The 14,837-nt window shown below is 69.4% G+C and carries 18 protein-coding genes; 9 read left to right on the forward strand and 9 right to left on the reverse strand.

Features of this window, described 5'->3' with window-relative positions:
• Nucleotides 1-3 precede the first annotated feature (3 nt).
• Nucleotides 4-375 carry an OB-fold nucleic acid binding domain-containing protein gene (locus G6N61_RS07560; RefSeq protein ID WP_163917969.1) on the reverse strand — a complete coding sequence of 124 codons (372 nt, stop codon included), beginning with the start codon at nt 373-375 and terminating at the stop codon, nt 4-6.
• Nucleotides 376-515: 140 nt separating this feature from the next.
• On the opposite strand from G6N61_RS07560, the gene G6N61_RS07565 reads away from it, so the two are divergent.
• Nucleotides 516-1,217 carry an alpha/beta fold hydrolase gene (locus G6N61_RS07565; protein WP_163917970.1) on the forward strand — a complete coding sequence of 234 codons (702 nt, stop codon included), beginning with the start codon at nt 516-518 and terminating at the stop codon, nt 1,215-1,217.
• Here G6N61_RS07565 and G6N61_RS07570 read toward each other — a convergent pair.
• Nucleotides 1,214-1,993: a DUF3710 domain-containing protein gene (locus tag G6N61_RS07570; RefSeq protein WP_163917971.1), complete on the reverse strand. Its 780-nt coding sequence runs from the start codon at nt 1,991-1,993 to the stop codon at nt 1,214-1,216. The genes G6N61_RS07565 and G6N61_RS07570 overlap by 4 nt on opposite strands.
• Nucleotides 1,993-2,457 carry a dUTP diphosphatase gene (gene dut, locus G6N61_RS07575; RefSeq protein WP_163917972.1) on the reverse strand — a complete coding sequence of 155 codons (465 nt, stop codon included), beginning with the start codon at nt 2,455-2,457 and terminating at the stop codon, nt 1,993-1,995. Before dut ends, G6N61_RS07570 begins: the two co-directional genes overlap by 1 nt.
• 25 nt (nt 2,458-2,482) lie before the next feature.
• Between dut and G6N61_RS07580 the strand changes: the two genes are divergently transcribed.
• A complete protein-coding gene (locus G6N61_RS07580; protein ID WP_163917973.1) occupies nt 2,483-2,965 on the forward strand; it encodes a DUF3093 domain-containing protein in 483 nt (160 codons plus the stop codon).
• Between the two features lie 11 nt (nt 2,966-2,976).
• Here the strand turns inward: G6N61_RS07580 and G6N61_RS07585 are convergent, their stop codons facing one another.
• Entirely contained in the window at nt 2,977-3,279 is a 303-nt protein-coding gene (locus G6N61_RS07585; RefSeq protein WP_163917974.1) for a DUF4193 domain-containing protein, read from the reverse strand.
• A 165-nt stretch (nt 3,280-3,444) separates the two neighbouring features.
• On the opposite strand from G6N61_RS07585, the gene cei reads away from it, so the two are divergent.
• Nucleotides 3,445-4,098, forward strand: a complete 654-nt coding sequence (gene cei / locus G6N61_RS07590; RefSeq protein WP_163917975.1) for an envelope integrity protein Cei — start codon at nt 3,445-3,447, stop codon at nt 4,096-4,098.
• A gap of 18 nt (nt 4,099-4,116) precedes the next feature.
• Here cei and G6N61_RS07595 read toward each other — a convergent pair whose 3' ends face one another.
• On the reverse strand, nt 4,117-4,962 hold the full coding sequence (locus G6N61_RS07595; RefSeq protein WP_163917976.1) for an inositol monophosphatase family protein: 846 nt from the start codon (nt 4,960-4,962) through the stop codon (nt 4,117-4,119).
• Between the two features lie 115 nt (nt 4,963-5,077).
• Between G6N61_RS07595 and ppgK the strand changes: the two genes are divergently transcribed.
• Nucleotides 5,078-5,902 (forward strand): polyphosphate--glucose phosphotransferase, encoded by an 825-nt coding sequence (gene ppgK / locus G6N61_RS07600; protein ID WP_163917977.1) that lies wholly within the window; start codon nt 5,078-5,080, stop codon nt 5,900-5,902.
• Nucleotides 5,903-5,904: 2 nt separating this feature from the next.
• Here ppgK and G6N61_RS07605 read toward each other — a convergent pair whose 3' ends face one another.
• The gene (locus G6N61_RS07605; protein WP_235887444.1) at nt 5,905-8,667 is read right to left on the reverse strand and encodes an AAA family ATPase; all 2,763 of its coding nucleotides are present in this window, start codon (nt 8,665-8,667) and stop codon (nt 5,905-5,907) included.
• 317 nt (nt 8,668-8,984) lie between these two features.
• Here G6N61_RS07605 and G6N61_RS07610 point away from each other — a divergent pair, with 317 nt between their 5' ends.
• Nucleotides 8,985-10,451 carry an RNA polymerase sigma factor gene (locus G6N61_RS07610; RefSeq protein WP_163917979.1) on the forward strand — a complete coding sequence of 489 codons (1,467 nt, stop codon included), beginning with the start codon at nt 8,985-8,987 and terminating at the stop codon, nt 10,449-10,451.
• A gap of 23 nt (nt 10,452-10,474) precedes the next feature.
• Here G6N61_RS07610 and G6N61_RS07615 read toward each other — a convergent pair whose 3' ends face one another.
• On the reverse strand, nt 10,475-11,260 hold the full coding sequence (locus G6N61_RS07615; protein ID WP_163917980.1) for a hypothetical protein: 786 nt from the start codon (nt 11,258-11,260) through the stop codon (nt 10,475-10,477).
• Nucleotides 11,261-11,355: 95 nt separating this feature from the next.
• On the opposite strand from G6N61_RS07615, the gene G6N61_RS07620 reads away from it, so the two are divergent.
• Both G6N61_RS07620 and G6N61_RS07625 read left to right on the forward strand, forming a co-directional pair.
• Nucleotides 11,356-12,453, forward strand: a complete 1,098-nt coding sequence (locus G6N61_RS07620) for a methyltransferase (RefSeq protein ID WP_163917981.1) — start codon at nt 11,356-11,358, stop codon at nt 12,451-12,453.
• The gene (locus tag G6N61_RS07625) at nt 12,450-12,827 is read left to right on the forward strand and encodes a RidA family protein (protein ID WP_163917982.1); all 378 of its coding nucleotides are present in this window, start codon (nt 12,450-12,452) and stop codon (nt 12,825-12,827) included. The genes G6N61_RS07620 and G6N61_RS07625 overlap by 4 nt, the downstream gene beginning before the upstream one ends.
• Here the strand turns inward: G6N61_RS07625 and G6N61_RS07630 are convergent.
• Nucleotides 12,812-13,180 (reverse strand): DUF952 domain-containing protein, encoded by a 369-nt coding sequence (locus tag G6N61_RS07630; RefSeq protein ID WP_163917983.1) that lies wholly within the window; start codon nt 13,178-13,180, stop codon nt 12,812-12,814. The genes G6N61_RS07625 and G6N61_RS07630 overlap by 16 nt on opposite strands.
• A 129-nt stretch (nt 13,181-13,309) precedes the next feature.
• Between G6N61_RS07630 and G6N61_RS07635 the strand changes: the two genes are divergently transcribed.
• Together G6N61_RS07635 and G6N61_RS07640 are read left to right on the forward strand one after the other, a co-directional pair.
• Nucleotides 13,310-13,501: a DUF7455 domain-containing protein gene (locus G6N61_RS07635; RefSeq protein ID WP_163917984.1), complete on the forward strand. Its 192-nt coding sequence runs from the start codon at nt 13,310-13,312 to the stop codon at nt 13,499-13,501.
• 57 nt (nt 13,502-13,558) lie between these two features.
• Nucleotides 13,559-14,572 (forward strand): YihY/virulence factor BrkB family protein, encoded by a 1,014-nt coding sequence (locus tag G6N61_RS07640; RefSeq protein ID WP_163917985.1) that lies wholly within the window; start codon nt 13,559-13,561, stop codon nt 14,570-14,572.
• Here the strand turns inward: G6N61_RS07640 and G6N61_RS07645 are convergent.
• Nucleotides 14,562-14,798, reverse strand: coding sequence for a DUF3039 domain-containing protein (locus G6N61_RS07645; RefSeq protein ID WP_163917986.1), 237 nt, complete (start codon nt 14,796-14,798; stop codon nt 14,562-14,564). The two genes, G6N61_RS07640 and G6N61_RS07645, sit on opposite strands and share 11 nt — an antisense overlap.
• Between the last annotated feature and the right edge of the window lie 39 nt (nt 14,799-14,837).

Genomic DNA, 14,837 nt, shown 5'->3' on the forward strand with positions numbered 1-14,837 from the left:
CCGTCACTTCTGGATCTCGTAGTGCGGGTTGTAGATCGCCTTGCTGCCGTTCTCCAGCGTGCCGAGGCGACCGTGCACCCGTAGGGTGCGCCCGGAGTCGATGCCGGGGATGCGGCGCTGTCCGAGCCACACCAGCATGACCGAGTCGGTGCCGTCGAACAGCTCGGCACGGACGCCGCCCGCGCAGCCCTTGGACGCCGTCTCGACGCACCGCAGGGTGCCGACCATCGTCACTTCCTGACCGCGACGACAGTCGATCGCCTTCTGGGCGCCGGTGCAGTCGGCCTCGTCCGTGAGTTCGTCGACGTCGAGTCGTTCAGGGTCCTCCGTCAGCCGACGGGTGAGCCGACGCAGATAACCTTCGGCCGTGGCCATGGTCTCTCCTGACCGCTGTGGCGAATCCACCGTGGATTCTCCCTAACCAACGCCACGGTAGACCTCTTGGTTCCGATGCGCCACGTCGTCCCCGGGCGTTGCGGACACGCCGATTCGGCCGCGCACGGCACCATCGAACGATGGCCCTGAACCTGCACGGTGTGACCGCAGTCCTGCTGCCGGGCACCGGCTCCGACGACGACTACGTGCACCGTGTGTTCTCCCCCACACTGCACGGGTTGGGCGTGTCGGTCGTGACGCCGCCACCCCGGCCGGATCGGCTCCTCGACGGGTACGTCGACGACCTCGACGAGGCGGCCCGCAGCGGTCCGATCCTGGTCGGCGGGGTGTCGATCGGGGCTGCGGTCGCCGTCGCGTGGGCGCTGCGGCATCCCGCTTCGACGCTCGGCGTGCTGGCGGCGCTGCCGGCGTGGACCGGCTCGCCAGAGGGCGCACCCGCAGCGCTCACCGCCCGGCACACCGCGGAACTGCTGCTGCGCGACGGCCTGGGCGCCACGATCGCCGGCATGCGGGAATCGAGCCCGGCCTGGCTTGCCGCGGAACTGACCCGTTCGTGGGCCGGACAGTGGCCGGGCCTGCCCGACGCGATGCTCGCGGCCGCGGCGTTCGTCGCGCCGACGAGCGTCGAACTGGAGGCGCTGGCCGTGCCGATGGGCGTGGCCGCCGCGACCGACGATGCCGTGCACCCGGTCGAGGTGGCACTGGAATGGGTGTCGGCGGCGCCGCGCTCGGCGCTGCGCACCGTCACGTTGGACGCGATGGGCGCCGACCCGACCGTCCTCGGCGACGCGTGCGTGACCGCACTGCTCGACGCGAGCTAGCCGCCGGTGATCGTGCGCAGTTGCTGCATGGCCGACCCCTGCTCGCTGCGGCGAGCCACGGGTGCGGACGTCTCGGGAGCCTGCGGCGCCTGGGGTGCGGTCTGCTGCTGCGCCTGATCGGCCACCATCTGCTGGGCGCGGGCGCGCAGCCGTTCCACCAGCGACTCCGACAGCTGCAGCGGCAGCATGGCGCGTACCGGCTGCGGCGTGTCACCACGACGAATGACCGTGTCGGCCAGCGCCTTTCGCGTCTCGGCCGCGATGGCGTCGGCGAGCTGGGGTGGCCCGATCGCCGCGCCGCGGACCATCCACCGGTAGCCGTCGATGCCGATGAACCGCATCACGACCGGCTCCGGACCGTTGGTCACCACACCGACGACCTCGCGGCCCCACGGCCCGTCCACGATGCTCACCTGGGCGTTGTCGTTGCGCAACGAGTCGGCGATCTCGGTGACGACCTCGCGCCACAGCCCGCCGGTCTTCGGAGCCGCCCACGCGGTGATGTTGTACCGGCCGTTCGGCGTCACCATCCACACCGCGGACGGCACGCCCTGCTGGTTGACCTCGAAGACGAGTTCGGCGGTCTCGTTCTCCGGCAGCAGGACCGAACCGAGATCGTGCCGCCCCACCACCGCCACGGCCGGGTCGTCGAAGTCCCCGATGTCGAACGGACCCTCGAGGTCGTCGGCGTCGTCCTGCTGCGGCGGATCGGCGACCTCCGGTGTACGACCAGCGTCGTCCTCGTCCTTAACGCCCTTGCGCCTACCCAGTGCCATTACAAACTCTCGTGTCCGCCGGAGGAACCGTGGCCGCCTGCGCCACGGGTGGTGTGTGCCAAGCCTGCCTCGTCGAACGAGGCAACCTCGACCAGTTCGGGAAGTTCGACCCGCTGAACCAACAACTGCGCGATCCGATCTCCACGCTTGATCGCGATCGGCTGGCTCGGGTCGAGGTTGATGAGCGAGACCTTGATCTCGCCGCGGTATCCGGCGTCGATCGTGCCGGGACTGTTGACGATCGACAGGCCCACCCGGTTCGCCAGACCGGACCGCGGGTGGACGAGACCGACCATCCCGTGCGGGATCGCGACTGCAACACCGGTGGCCACGAGCGCGCGCTCGCCGGGCGGCAGGAGGACGTCGACCGCGCTGTACAGGTCGACCCCCGCATCGCCGTCGTGGGCGCGTGCGGGCATGGGCAACTCACGATCGAGCCGCACGACCGGCAGAGAGGAGGACACGTTGCACGAGATTACTCTTGGCTTCGTGTCCGACACGCGTGCGACCGCCCAATCCGTGCGCTACCGCGAGCGCTTGCGGGTGCCGTGGTGGTGGTGGCTGCCCGGACTCGGGCTGGCGGCGCTGCTGGCGTTCGAGATCAACCTCGGCATCGAGGCCGTCCCGATGTGGGCGGCGTTCGCAGTGCTCGGTCTGGTCGCCGCGGCGACGCTGACCTGGCTGGGCCGCGTCGACGTGCGCGTCGTGGAGGGCAGCGCGAGCGGCGTCGCGGAGTTGTGGGTCGGTGACGCGCACCTCCCGGTGAGCGTGATCGCCCGCAGCGCCGAGGTTCCCAAGACCGCGAAGTCCGCCGCGCTCGGTCGACAACTCGACCCCGCGGCGTTCGTGGTGCACCGGCCGTGGATAGGGCCGATGGTGCTGGTCGTACTCGACGATGCGGACGATCCCACGCCGTACTGGCTGATCAGCTCCCGGCGTCCGGAACTTCTGCTGGCGGCACTGACCGCCTGACACTGCGCCGTTCAGGCAGCGCAGTCGGTGCAGATCAGCTGCCCGTTCTTCTCACTTGCCAGACGGCTGCGGTGATGCACGAGGAAGCAGCTGGAGCACGTGAATTCGTCGGCCTGCTTGGGGACGACGCGTACCGACAGCTCCTCGCCCGACAAGTCAGCGCCGGGCAATTCGAACGACTCGGCGGTCTCCACCTCGTCGACGTCCACTGCTGCGGACTGTGCTTCGTTGCGCCGGGCCTTCAATTCCTCGAGCGAATCCTCCGAGACGTCATCGGTCTCGGTGCGCCGTGGGGCGTCATAGTCGGTAGCCATTTACCTCATTCCCCTACGTACTGTTGCGACAGAGCTTTGTACCAGCGCAGAACGCTTCCGCCAAATGATTCGTGCCCGGAGGCCGTTCGGATTGGATGTGATTTGCATCACAGTGCCGGTGCGCGAGTGGCGACCGGCGGGTTGACGAGCCTCTAAGGTGCAGGGGTGGTCGCGTACATCACCCCAGGAACGGCTTTCGACAAGCACGGCAGGCCGTTCCGTCGGCGCAACTACGTGCCCGGTCTGGCCATGCTCGCGGTGCTCGCCGTGGTGGCCCTCGTCGTCTGGTTGATCGCGTTCAACCGGCCGTCGGAAGTGCAGCAGGCGCTGGCGTGCAACGCCCCGCCTCCCGGCACCGGCGCCGCCGATCAGCCCACCCTTGGCGAACGCGTTCCGGTCTCCGACATGTCCGACGTCGTGCCCGCGAAGCTCGTCGACACCAAGATCAACGTCCTGAACGCCAGCGGCCAGGGCGGGCAGGCCGCCGAGGTCGCCGGAGCCCTGCGCGATCTCGGCTTCGCCCAGCCGAACGCGGCCAACGACCCCGTCTACGCCGAGGTCCGCCTCGCATGCCAGGGACAGATCCGGTTCGGGCCTGCCGGGCGCGCTGCCGCGGCGGCGGTCTGGCTGGTGGCTCCCTGCACCGAGCTGTACCAGGATCAGCGTGGCGACGACACCGTCGACTTCGCGATCGGCACGGAGTACACCGAACTCAGCCACAACGACGACACCGACGCGATGCTCGAGAGCCTGCGCCCGGACGCCACGCAGCCACCGGATCCGGCGCTGCTGAGCAAGATCCACGGCGCGGCCTGCTGACCGCGCCCGCGGCGACGGTCAGCGCACCGGCGCACCCGCGGTCCGCAACGCCTCCGACAGCCGACCCGCGATGCCCGGTGCCGCCGCGACGATGAATTCGTCGTCGCCACCGACCTCGGGCAGGTCGAGCACCGCGCCGGCCTCGGCCGCCACCAGCGCGCCCGCCGCCCAGTCCCACACGTGCACGCCGTCCTCGTAGTAACCGTCGAGACGACCCGCCGCGACCATGCACAGGTCCAGCGCGCACGACCCGATCCGCCGCACGTCGCGCACGACGGTCACCAACCGCGTCAGCACCCGCGCCTGCTCCTCGCGCCGGTCCTCGTCGTAGGCGAAGCCGGTGCCGACCAGCGCCAGGGACAGGTCGTCGACGGCCGTACACCGCAGGACCGTCGTGACCCCGTCGCGGCGCACCCGGGCGCCATGACCGCGCGCGGCGGAGAACACCTCGCCCGTCGCGACGTTGGCGACCGCGCCGGCCACCGACACGCCGTCGATCTGGACGCCGACCGAGACGGCGTAGGACTCGATGCCGTAGAGGAAGTTGACCGTGCCGTCGATCGGGTCGAGCACCCACACCGGACGGCCCGGCTCGCCGATCGCCGAGCCGCCCTCCTCCTCGCCGAGCACCGCGTCCCCCGGCCGCACCACGTCCAGCCGCTCGCGCAGCAGCCGCTCGGTCTCGGTGTCGACGATCGTCACCGGGTCGGTGGGCGTCGACTTCGATCGCACCGCCGAACCGCTCGCGGTGGCATCGTCGCCGAACACCTCGAGGCGCCGACGACGCACGTAGTCCGCGGCTTCGGTGGCGAGGTCTTCGGCGACTGTGCGCAGGGCGATCGGGTCGAGGTCGTTGTCGGTCACCCACACATCGCAGCACAAAACCGGATCTGCTTGCGCAGCAGCCCGACATGCGAATTGCCCACCCACTAGTGTTGTGGTTCGCGTCTCACCGCCGACCTCTCGAAGAGGAGTGCTCATGACCGCCAGCGACACACCGGCCCCGGATCCCGGGACCGCCGCGCCGCAACGCCGCGGGTTCGGCGTCGACGTCGGCGGCAGCGGCGTCAAGGGCGGCATCGTCGACCTCGACACCGGCGAGCTGGTCGGCGAGCGCTTCAAGCTCGCGACCCCGCAGCCGTCGACCCCGGACGCCGTGGCCAAGACCGTCGCCGCGGTGGTCCGGGAGTTCGACTGGACCGGCCCCCTGGGCGTCACCTACCCCGGTGTGGTCACCAACGGCATCGTGCGCACCGCGGCGAACGTCGACAAGGGCTGGATCGGCGTGAACGCCCGCGACGTCATCTCGGCCGAACTAGGCGGGCAACAGGTGACGGTGCTCAACGACGCCGACGCCGCGGGCCTCGCCGAGGAGAAGTTCGGCGCCGGCCGCGACAACACCGGCGTGATCGTCCTGCTGACCTTCGGCACCGGCATCGGCTCCGCAGTCATCCACGACGGAAAGCTGTTGCCCAACACCGAGTTCGGCCACCTCGAGGTCAGCGGCAAGGAAGCCGAGCACCGCGCCGCCTCGTCGGTCAAGGACCGCAAGGAGTGGACCTACGAGCGCTGGACGCAGGAGGTCACCAGGGTTCTCATGGTCATCGAGAATGCGATCTGGCCCGACCTGTTCATCGCGGGCGGCGGCATCAGCCGCAAGGCCGACAAGTGGATCCCGCTGCTGAAGAACCGGACCCCGGTGGTGGCGGCCACGCTGCAGAACTCCGCGGGCATCGTCGGCGCCGCGATGGCGGCCGAGGTCGGCGCCGCGCTGGCAGCCGGGATCGACATCCCGCTGGGCTGACGTCAGTCGTCCCCGAAGGCATCGGCGTGCCTGGCGAGTTCCGCACGCGCCCGGATGCCGAGCTTGCGGTACACCCGGGTGAGGTTGTGCTCGACGGTCTTCGGCGTGATGAACAGCGCGGCGGCGATGTCCCGGTTGGATCGTCCCGCCGCCGCCAGCCGCGCGACGCTGGCCTCCGACGGCGTGAGGCTCGACGCACGACCCCTCGTCACGGTGACCCGCGCCAGTTCGGTGCGGGCCCGCTCCTCCCACAGTGGCGTCCCAATCGCTCCGAACGCCCGCATCGCCGAGGTCAGGGTCTGCGAGGCCACCTGTTTGCGGCGTCGCCTGCGTGCCAGCTGCCCGGCGAACAGCGTCGTGCGGGCCCGCTCGAAGGGCATGGGCAGCCGGTCGTGCGCAGTCATGGCCCGCGCGACCGATGCCTCGGCGGCCTCGAGATCCCCGCGCGCCGCCTGCAGCATCGCCCGGCATCGCGCGCCGACCGCCAGCATCCAGGGCCGGTCGAGTTCGGCGCCGTTGCGCTCGAGCGCCACGACGAGCGGTTCCGCGTCCTCGAGCCGGCCGAGGTTGACCATCGCCTCGACCGCGTCGGGCAGATGCCAGGACGACACGATCTCGGTCCCCTGCCCCGGCGTGAACGCGGCCAGTAGCGGTTCGAGCACGACCAGAGCCTCGTCGTAGGCGCCCCGGGAGACCTCCAGGAAGCCGAGCGTGAACCGGGGGCCTCTCGCCAGCGACGGCACCCCGCACCGCTTCGCCGCCTCGATGGCGGCGTCGGACTCGTTGCGGGCGGGGCCTTCTCGGCCCTGATACGCCCACACCATGGCGCGTTGTGCGCGTCCCTGGGCGATCGCGTGGTCGCTGCCCAGCTGCTCGGCGCGCCGCACCATGTCGTCGGCGACCACCTCGGCCGCGCCGTACCGCGCGAGCCAGACGTCGGCCATGACGAGGTGGCGCGACACGTGCACGAGGTCGGCGTCCGACCCACGGTCGATGCACTGCCGGCGCATCGCGAGCAGCTTCGTGCGGGCTTCCTCCAGCCGTCCCAGCCACGCCAGGGTCACCGCGTCGGCTGCGCGCGCCCGGAAGGCGACCGGTACGTCGGCCTCCGGGTCTTCCAGCTCCAAAGCCCGCTGCAGTGCCGCTTCGTCGCGGCCCAGCCCTACGCCCGTCGCCACCGACACTCGCGCCGTCAGGGCCTGGCTGAGCAGGGCAGGCACGGCGAGGCGTTCCGCCTCGGCGACCGCCAGATCGGCGTAGCGCAGGCCCTCGGCGAAGCGGCCCGTCATCGTGTGGACCAGCGTCGAGCGCAGGTACGTCTGGACCAGGAGTTCGGGTGCCGCCGCGGCGTCGGCCTCCGCTGAGGTCAGCAGATCCACCGCCTCGACGAAGCTGTTGTCGTAAAGCCAGGTGTCGGCCAGCACGAGGCGGGCCGATGCCCGTTGCGCACCGGATGGCATGGCCGCGGCGACGGGCTTCAGCAGCGCGCGAGAGCGATGCGCGTCACCCGACTGCAGCGCGTACGTCGCAGCCCGCAGCCGGCGGGTGAACGTGTCGCCGCCCAGCGTGATCGCCAGTTCCATCAGTTCGGCTGCCGCGGCCACGGCACCGCGGGCACTCGCGGAGTCCGCCGCGGTGTCGAGCGCGCGGAGGGTCTCGGAGTCGGCGCTGGCCGCACCGAGCGCCATGTGCCGCGCCCTCAGTTCGGGCTGCGACTCCACGGCGGCCAACGCGCGGTGCATGCGGCGGCGCCGTGCCGGCCCCGCCTGGGTGTAGATGCCACGGGCCAGCAACGGGTGCGTGAACCGCACCCGGTCGTCGTCGACGACGACGATGCCCTCGCGGCCGGGTTGGTCGAGCAGCTCCAGAACGCGCTGCGTCGTCGATCCGGTCGCCTCGGCCAGCAGCCCGACCGTGGGATCGGCGACGCATGCCGCGGCCAGCAGCATGTCGCGGACGGCTTCGCCGAAGTGCCCGGTGCGCAACTGCATCAGGTCGGCGAGCGTGCCGGGCAGCACGGGCTCGCCGCCGATCGACTGCCCGTCGACCGCCCGCGCCAGCTCCAGTGCGAAGAAGGGATTTCCGCGCGATGCCTCGGAGATGCGGAGCAGCGTCGAGCGCGAGGGCGCGCGGCCGAACCTGGCCTGGATCATGGTCTGTAGTGCCGCGGGCGACATCGGACGCACGCGGATGCGGCGCACTGCCCCTGGCACGCTCATCGTCAGCCAGGGGGCGGCCACTGCGTCGTCCGACGGCGTGCGCTCGGTGAGCACGACACCGACCCGCCAGGTCATCTTGCGCATGGCGAGGTCGAGCACCGACTGGCTCGACGAGTCCAGCCACTGTGCGTCGTCGATCGCCACGAGGACGGGACTGGAGGCGGCCAACGTCCACACGATCGACACCAGGGCCGCGGCGGTGACGCGCTGGTCGGTGGGCGGTCCGTCGCCGTCGGCCCGCAACAGCACGCGGTCGACGGCCAGGCGCTGCAACTCGGGCAGCTGATCGAGCACCCGGTCCTCGACGTCGGCGAGCAGATCGGCGACCGCGGCGTAGGCGAGCACCGATTCGGCCTCACCCGAGCGCGCCGTCAACACGCGATGACCCTTCGCGCGGGCCAGCTCCACCGCCTCGGCCCACAGCGTGGTCTTGCCGATGCCGGGTTCGCCGCCGATGACCAACGCGCAGGGACCCACGGACGCGGCCGCCAGCAGCGCGTCCACTGCATGCGAATCCTCGGTACGGATGACGGTTCCCCCCGGCACGTCTCCGATCATCCCAGACAGCAAAGAAGATGGCATTCATCGCTTCGACGGGCGTGATCGGTTCTCGTCCACGATATACGCACTTGGTCGAGGTTCGCGCTCCCTACCGGGCGACTATCTCGTGCGCGACGGCCGGATTCTGGCTATGAAGTGGCTCAGACGGCACATACCCGGAGGCTCGCCCGGATCGAGAAATCGCCAGCGAGGCGGGCGGTTGCCCACTCTGTCGTTACAATGGTCTCCGGCGGCCGCACAACGCTAGCGGCGCGTATCCGAACTGATATCACGCCAGCATTCGACAGCCGACTAATTTTTCGGTGGCGCACGCCCACGCCACCGACCGCAAGACCGAAGGGGTGCCCGTGGCAGCGACGAAGGTAGAGCACGACACCGAAGAGCCTGCGAAGCGCGCGGCCACGAAGGCGCCGGCCAAGAAGGCAGCTGCCAAGGCTCCCGCGAAGAAGGCGACGAAGTCGGTTCGCGCCAAGGCCGATTCCCCAGCAGCCGCGAAGAAGGCCGCTGGCCGCGCACCGCGCGCCAAGACCGACGCAGCCAAGAAGGGTGCCGAGGACGACGTCGAGTCGACCGAACTCGACGGTGCCGACGTACTCGAAGGCGAACCGGCCGACATCGAGGTCGAGGAAGCCGATCTCGAACTCGACGACCTCGACGGTGACGACGCCGAGGTGGCGCCTACCGACAAGCCGGTGGCCAAGGTCGCCGAGCCCGCGAAGGCCGATGCCGAGGAAGCCGACGAGGACATCACCGAGCCGACCGAGAAGGACAAGGCCTCCGGTGACTTCGTATGGGACGAAGAGGAATCCGAGGCGCTGCGCCAGGCCCGCAAGGACGCCGAACTCACCGCCTCCGCCGACTCGGTCCGCGCGTACCTGAAGCAGATCGGCAAGGTCGCCCTGCTGAACGCCGAGGAAGAGGTCGAGCTGGCCAAGCGCATCGAGGCCGGCCTCTATGCGACGCAGAAGTTCGCCGAGTTCGCCGAGAAGGGCGAGAAGATCACGACGCAGGTGCGTCGTGACTACCAGTGGATTCAGCGTGACGGCGACCGGGCGAAGAACCACCTGCTCGAGGCCAACCTGCGTCTGGTGGTGTCGCTGGCCAAGCGCTACACCGGTCGTGGCATGGCGTTCCTGGATCTCATCCAGGAGGGCAACCTCGGCCTGATCCGCGCGGTCGAGAAGTTCGACTACACCAAGGGCTACAAGTTCTCCACGTACGCCACGTGGTGGATCCGCCAGGCCATCACCCGCGCCATGGCCGACCAGGCCCGCACCATCCGCATCCCGGTGCACATGGTCGAGGTCATCAACAAGCTCGGCCGCATCCAGCGCGAGCTGCTCCAGGACCTGGGCCGCGAGCCCACGCCAGAAGAGCTGGCCAAGGAAATGGACATCACGCCCGAGAAGGTGCTGGAGATCCAGCAGTACGCGCGTGAGCCGATCTCGCTGGACCAGACGATCGGCGACGAGGGCGACAGCCAGCTCGGCGACTTCATCGAGGACTCCGAGGCCGTGGTGGCCGTTGACGCGGTGAGCTTCACCCTGCTGCAGGATCAGCTGCAGTCGGTGCTGGAGACGCTGTCCGAGCGCGAGGCAGGCGTGGTCCGGCTGCGCTTCGGCCTCACCGACGGGCAGCCCCGCACCCTCGACGAGATCGGCCAGGTCTACGGCGTCACGCGAGAGCGCATCCGCCAGATCGAGAGCAAGACGATGTCGAAGTTGCGCCACCCCAGCCGTTCTCAGGTGCTGCGCGACTACCTGGACTAGGAACTGCGAGGGCGGCGCTGGATTCAGCGCCGCTCGCGCACCTTGTAGGACACCGGCCAGGACTCGCGGGACTCGTCACCGGTCAACGGGACCCCCTTGCCGCCGACCTGCACGGCGTAGGCCTCCATGCCCGCACCGACCTCGCGGTCGGCCTTCTCCTTCGCCAGGTACAGCAGCTCGTCGATGCCGAGTTCCTTGAACGCGACGAACGAGCTGCGCCGCACCGTGTGCGGGCTGGTGGCCTCGGCCACCATGTGGTCGGTGAGCACCCGGCCCGCCAGCACGGCCGCGGCCAACAGCACGAACGGGATCACCCAGTAGCAGACGAACGACAGCGGCGTCCCGGCGTCCCGGACGGTCGCATCGCCCTGCACGATCGGCGGGATCGCCGACGACACCGTCATCCCGGCGAACGCCGCCACCCAGATCCACGTCACCAGCGTGGTGATCCGTTCGAACAGATCGCTGTTGAGCACCTCCTTGGGCTGATCGGTCTCGGCGAACTCGCGCACGAACGGCTTGCCCACCAGGACGCCGGTCAATGCGACGAGCAGGATGCCCGCGCTGCTCAACGGCTGGATCCACCGCTCCACGAATGACTCGCTCGCGATGAACGTCACCACGGCGAGCACGAAGAAGATTGCCACGGAACCGATTTCGAGCGTGCCGCCCGGCGCCCGGCGCCGGCGGCTGACGACGAGCGCACCCACGGCGACCGCGAGCGCCACCAACACGGCGGCGGTGAAGGGGACGTTGCCCACCAGGACCCAGTACACGATCCACGGCGCGAAGCCAGACAGGATTGCCATACCGGCAGTCTAGGGAACCGCCGTTACACTCGGGCGCAGACCTGTCAACCTGCGTTTTCGATCGTTGTGACGGACGTCACCCGCCGATAGGGTCTATGACCGTGCCGAGCAAACCCAAGGCGCCCCCCGCCTGGCTGATCGACGGCATCGGACGCGTGCGTTCGGTGCTCACCGACGCGAGCCGAGCCGCCGTGCCGCCCAACATCGTCCTACTCGAGATGGCCCAGGGCGCATGGCTGACCCAGGCGCTCTACATCGCAGCGGAACTCGGTATCGCCGACGCCCTGCGGGACGGACCGCGCACCGCCGACGACGTCGCCCAACTGGTCGACGCCAAACCCGACGCGACGTACCGGGTGATGCGGGCGCTGGCCGCCAACGGCGTGCTGACGCTGCGCCGCGACGGACGGTTCGCCCTGACCCGCGTCGGGCAGGCGCTGCGATCGGACCACGAGGGGTCGATGGCTCCAATGATCAAGCTCGTCGGACGCGCCGAGCACTGGGAGCACTGGAGCCGGCTGATGCACTCGGTGCGGACCGGGCAGACGGCCGTGGAGGCCCTCCGAGGCATGTCGGCCTGGGACTACCTCGAGTCCAATCCGGAGTACGCCGCAGTGTTCAACGACGCCATGACCGGCGTGTCCGCCGTCGCCATCGAAACCGCGGTCCCCCTCTACGATTTCGCGGACCGCAAGCTCGTCGTCGACGTCGGCGGCGGCCACGGCGCCCTGCTCGCGAAGATCCTGACCCAGACGCCCACGGCGCGGGGCGTGCTGTTCGACCTGCCAACGGTCGTCGAGGGCGCCCGACCGATCCTGGCGGCAGCAGGAGTCGCCGACCGGTGCACCGTCGAGGACGGGTCGTTCTTCGACTCGGTGCCCGACGGCGCCGACGCCTACGTGATGAAGACCGTCATCCACGACTGGGACGACGAGGAGGCAGTGGCGATCCTGCGCAACGTCCGAACCGCGATCGCCGATGGCGGCAAGCTCCTGCTATTCGAGATGGTGCTGCCCGAAGGCGCACCACCGCACCCCGGGATGCTGCTCGACCTCGAGATGCTCGTGCACGCCGGCGGCCGCGAGCGCACTGCACGCGAGTACGCAGACCTCCTGGCGCGTGGTGGGTTCCGGCTCAAACGCGTCATCGCGACCCCGGGTCCAATGTCCATCGTCGAGGCGCTGCCGGCGTGAGCCCACCGGTGCGCCGGATCAACGTGTCGTCCGGGTCGCCCTTCGAGGACGAGGTCGGGTACTCGCGTGCGGTCCGGGTGGGTCCGCTGGTGGTCGTCGCCGGCACCACGGCCCCGGGCGATGACGTCGGCGCGCAGACCCGCGAGATCCTGCGCCGCATCGAGGCGGCGCTCGCCGAGTGCGGGGCGGCGCTGACCGACGTCGTACGCACCCGCATGTTCGTCACCGACGTGTCGTCGTGGCGCGAGGTCGCCGTGGTGCACGGCGAGGTCTTCGGCAACGTCCGGCCGGTCGCCACCATGGTCGAGGTGTCGGCGCTGATCGCACCGGACCTGCTGATCGAGATCGAGGCCGACGCCTACGTCGATGACTGAGCGATCGGCGGGAAACGACCGTCGTCGCCCGGTGCGTAAGAGGTGACTTCCGTCACAGCGGCGGCGGGCAACGGACCGTAGAGGTGCGGGAAGCGCATGGCCTCGGGATCGCCGGGCACGCCCGGCTCCCATAGGATCTCGGCACCCAACGCGTCCGGGTCACACCAGAGAAGCAGCATGTCACAGCGCCCGGCGTACAGCCGATTGGCGGGCAGGTGCACCTGGCCGGGCGCCGAGAGGTGGACGAAACCGGCCTCGCTCAACGACGGCGGACGACGCTCGCCCGCGGCGAGCGCCTCGTCCCACTCCTCGGTCGTGCACAGGTGCACCAGCAATGCCGAAGTCGTGATCATCCGCCCAGTGTGCGGGGCCGGCAACCGGGGTACTAGGTGAGACACGACACACCGGTGAACGTCTGGGGAACAACGCCGAACGCCCAAACGTCTGACACAGTAGAGCTACGCGAGACCGGAGGAGGAGCCATGAACGCAACTCTGACCAGCCCAGAACTAACTCGGGCTGATCGCTGTGACCGTTGCGGCGCGGCCGCCCGCGTCCGAGCGGTACTGCCGTCGGGTGCTGAGCTGTTGTTCTGCCAGCATCACGCAAACGAACACGAGGCCAAGCTCGTCGAGCTGGCCGCGGTGATCGAGGTAAGCCCGCTCGAATCCTGACGGATTCGCGCGCCCGCACGGGCATGAACGTCTCGCGTCGGGAATGCTGGTCTGGACATGACTGACCAGCCTTCCCGCGTGAAGCCGTCCAAGCATCATCTTTGGCGGGTCTTCAAGCGCACTCTGTCGAAGAGTTGGGACGACTCGATATTCGCCGAGTCGGCACAAGCCGCGTTCTGGTGTGCTCTGTCGCTTCCCCCTCTGCTGCTCGGGATGCTGGGCAGCTTGGTCTACATCGCCCCGCTGTTCGGGCCCAACACCTTGCTCACCATCGAGAACCAGTTGATCGCCACGGCGGGCAACCTGTTCTCGGACAACGTGGTCAGCGAGATCATCGAGCCGACGATCTCCGACATCGTGGCGGGCGCCCGCGGTGAGGTCGTGTCCCTGGGGTTCGTGATCTCGCTGTGGGCCGGATCGTCGGCGGTCTCGGCGTTCGTCGACTCGGTCGTGGAGGCACACGATCAGACGCCGCTGAGACACCCTGTGCGACAACGTTTTTACGCGTTGGGGCTCTACATCATCATGCTCGTCGGCATCATCGCGATGGCGCCGTTTGTCGCGCTCGGACCACTCAAGATCGCCGAATACATCCCGCAGAGTTGGGACAGCGTCCTGCGCTACGGCTACTTCCCGGTGCTGTTCCTCGGGCTCGTCATCGCCATGACGCTGCTCTACCGGGTGTCACTGCCCCGGCCGCTCCCGACGCAACGCCTCGTCTGGGGTTCACTGCTGGCCGCCGCGGTGTTCCTGGTGGCGACCCTGGGACTGCGGATCTACCTGACCTGGATCACCGGTACGGGCTACACCTACGGGGCACTCGCGACGCCGATCGCCTTCCTGCTCTTCGCATTCTTCCTCGGCTTCTCCATCATGATCGGCGCCGAACTGAACGCTGCGATCCAGGAGGAGTGGCCGGCCCCCGAGACCCACGCGCGCCGCTTGCGGGGCTGGCTTGAGCAGAAGACCGAAGCGAGGTCGGGTGGCGCGCAGAAGGTCTCGGACGTCGGCTCACACGCCGGGGAAGCGAAGACCACCGCGGCCCCCGACGCGCCTGCCGCTACTTCTTGAGCGACTCGTACACCCGCTTGCAGTCCGGGCAGACCGGAGAACCGGGCTTGGCGGACTTCGTCACCGGGAACACCTCGCCGCACAGTGCGACGACGTGCGTTCCCATCACCGCGCTCTCGGCGATCTTGTTCTTCTTCACGTAGTGGAAGACCTTGGGGGTGTCGTCGTCGGTACCGTCGTCGACCCGTTCGTCGGTGTCAGTGCGTTCGATGGTCTCGGTCTGCATGACTCCATTGTGCCCGGCAAGAGTTCGGTAAGAAACCGG

It is taken from the genome of Mycolicibacterium arabiense (genome assembly GCF_010731815.2).
Lineage (GTDB): Bacteria > Actinomycetota > Actinomycetes > Mycobacteriales > Mycobacteriaceae > Mycobacterium > Mycobacterium arabiense.

Excerpts from the sequence above, each read along its gene's own strand:
- G6N61_RS07570 (WP_163917971.1), bottom strand. The coding sequence starts at position 1,993 with ATGGCACTGGGTAGGCGCAAGGGCGTTAAGGACGAGGACGACGCTGGT.
- G6N61_RS07615 (WP_163917980.1), bottom strand. The coding sequence starts at position 11,260 with ATGGCAATCCTGTCTGGCTTCGCGCCGTGGATCGTGTACTGGGTCCTG.
- G6N61_RS07630 (WP_163917983.1), bottom strand. The coding sequence starts at position 13,180 with ATGATCACGACTTCGGCATTGCTGGTGCACCTGTGCACGACCGAGGAG.
- G6N61_RS07560 (WP_163917969.1), bottom strand. The coding sequence starts at position 375 with ATGGCCACGGCCGAAGGTTATCTGCGTCGGCTCACCCGTCGGCTGACG.
- ppgK (WP_163917977.1), top strand. The coding sequence starts at position 5,078 with ATGACCGCCAGCGACACACCGGCCCCGGATCCCGGGACCGCCGCGCCG.
- G6N61_RS07585 (WP_163917974.1), bottom strand. The coding sequence starts at position 3,279 with ATGGCTACCGACTATGACGCCCCACGGCGCACCGAGACCGATGACGTC.
- G6N61_RS07620 (WP_163917981.1), top strand. The coding sequence starts at position 11,356 with ATGACCGTGCCGAGCAAACCCAAGGCGCCCCCCGCCTGGCTGATCGAC.
- G6N61_RS07645 (WP_163917986.1), bottom strand. The coding sequence starts at position 14,798 with ATGCAGACCGAGACCATCGAACGCACTGACACCGACGAACGGGTCGAC.
- G6N61_RS07640 (WP_163917985.1), top strand. The coding sequence starts at position 13,559 with ATGACTGACCAGCCTTCCCGCGTGAAGCCGTCCAAGCATCATCTTTGG.
- G6N61_RS07635 (WP_163917984.1), top strand. The coding sequence starts at position 13,310 with ATGAACGCAACTCTGACCAGCCCAGAACTAACTCGGGCTGATCGCTGT.
- G6N61_RS07565 (WP_163917970.1), top strand. The coding sequence starts at position 516 with ATGGCCCTGAACCTGCACGGTGTGACCGCAGTCCTGCTGCCGGGCACC.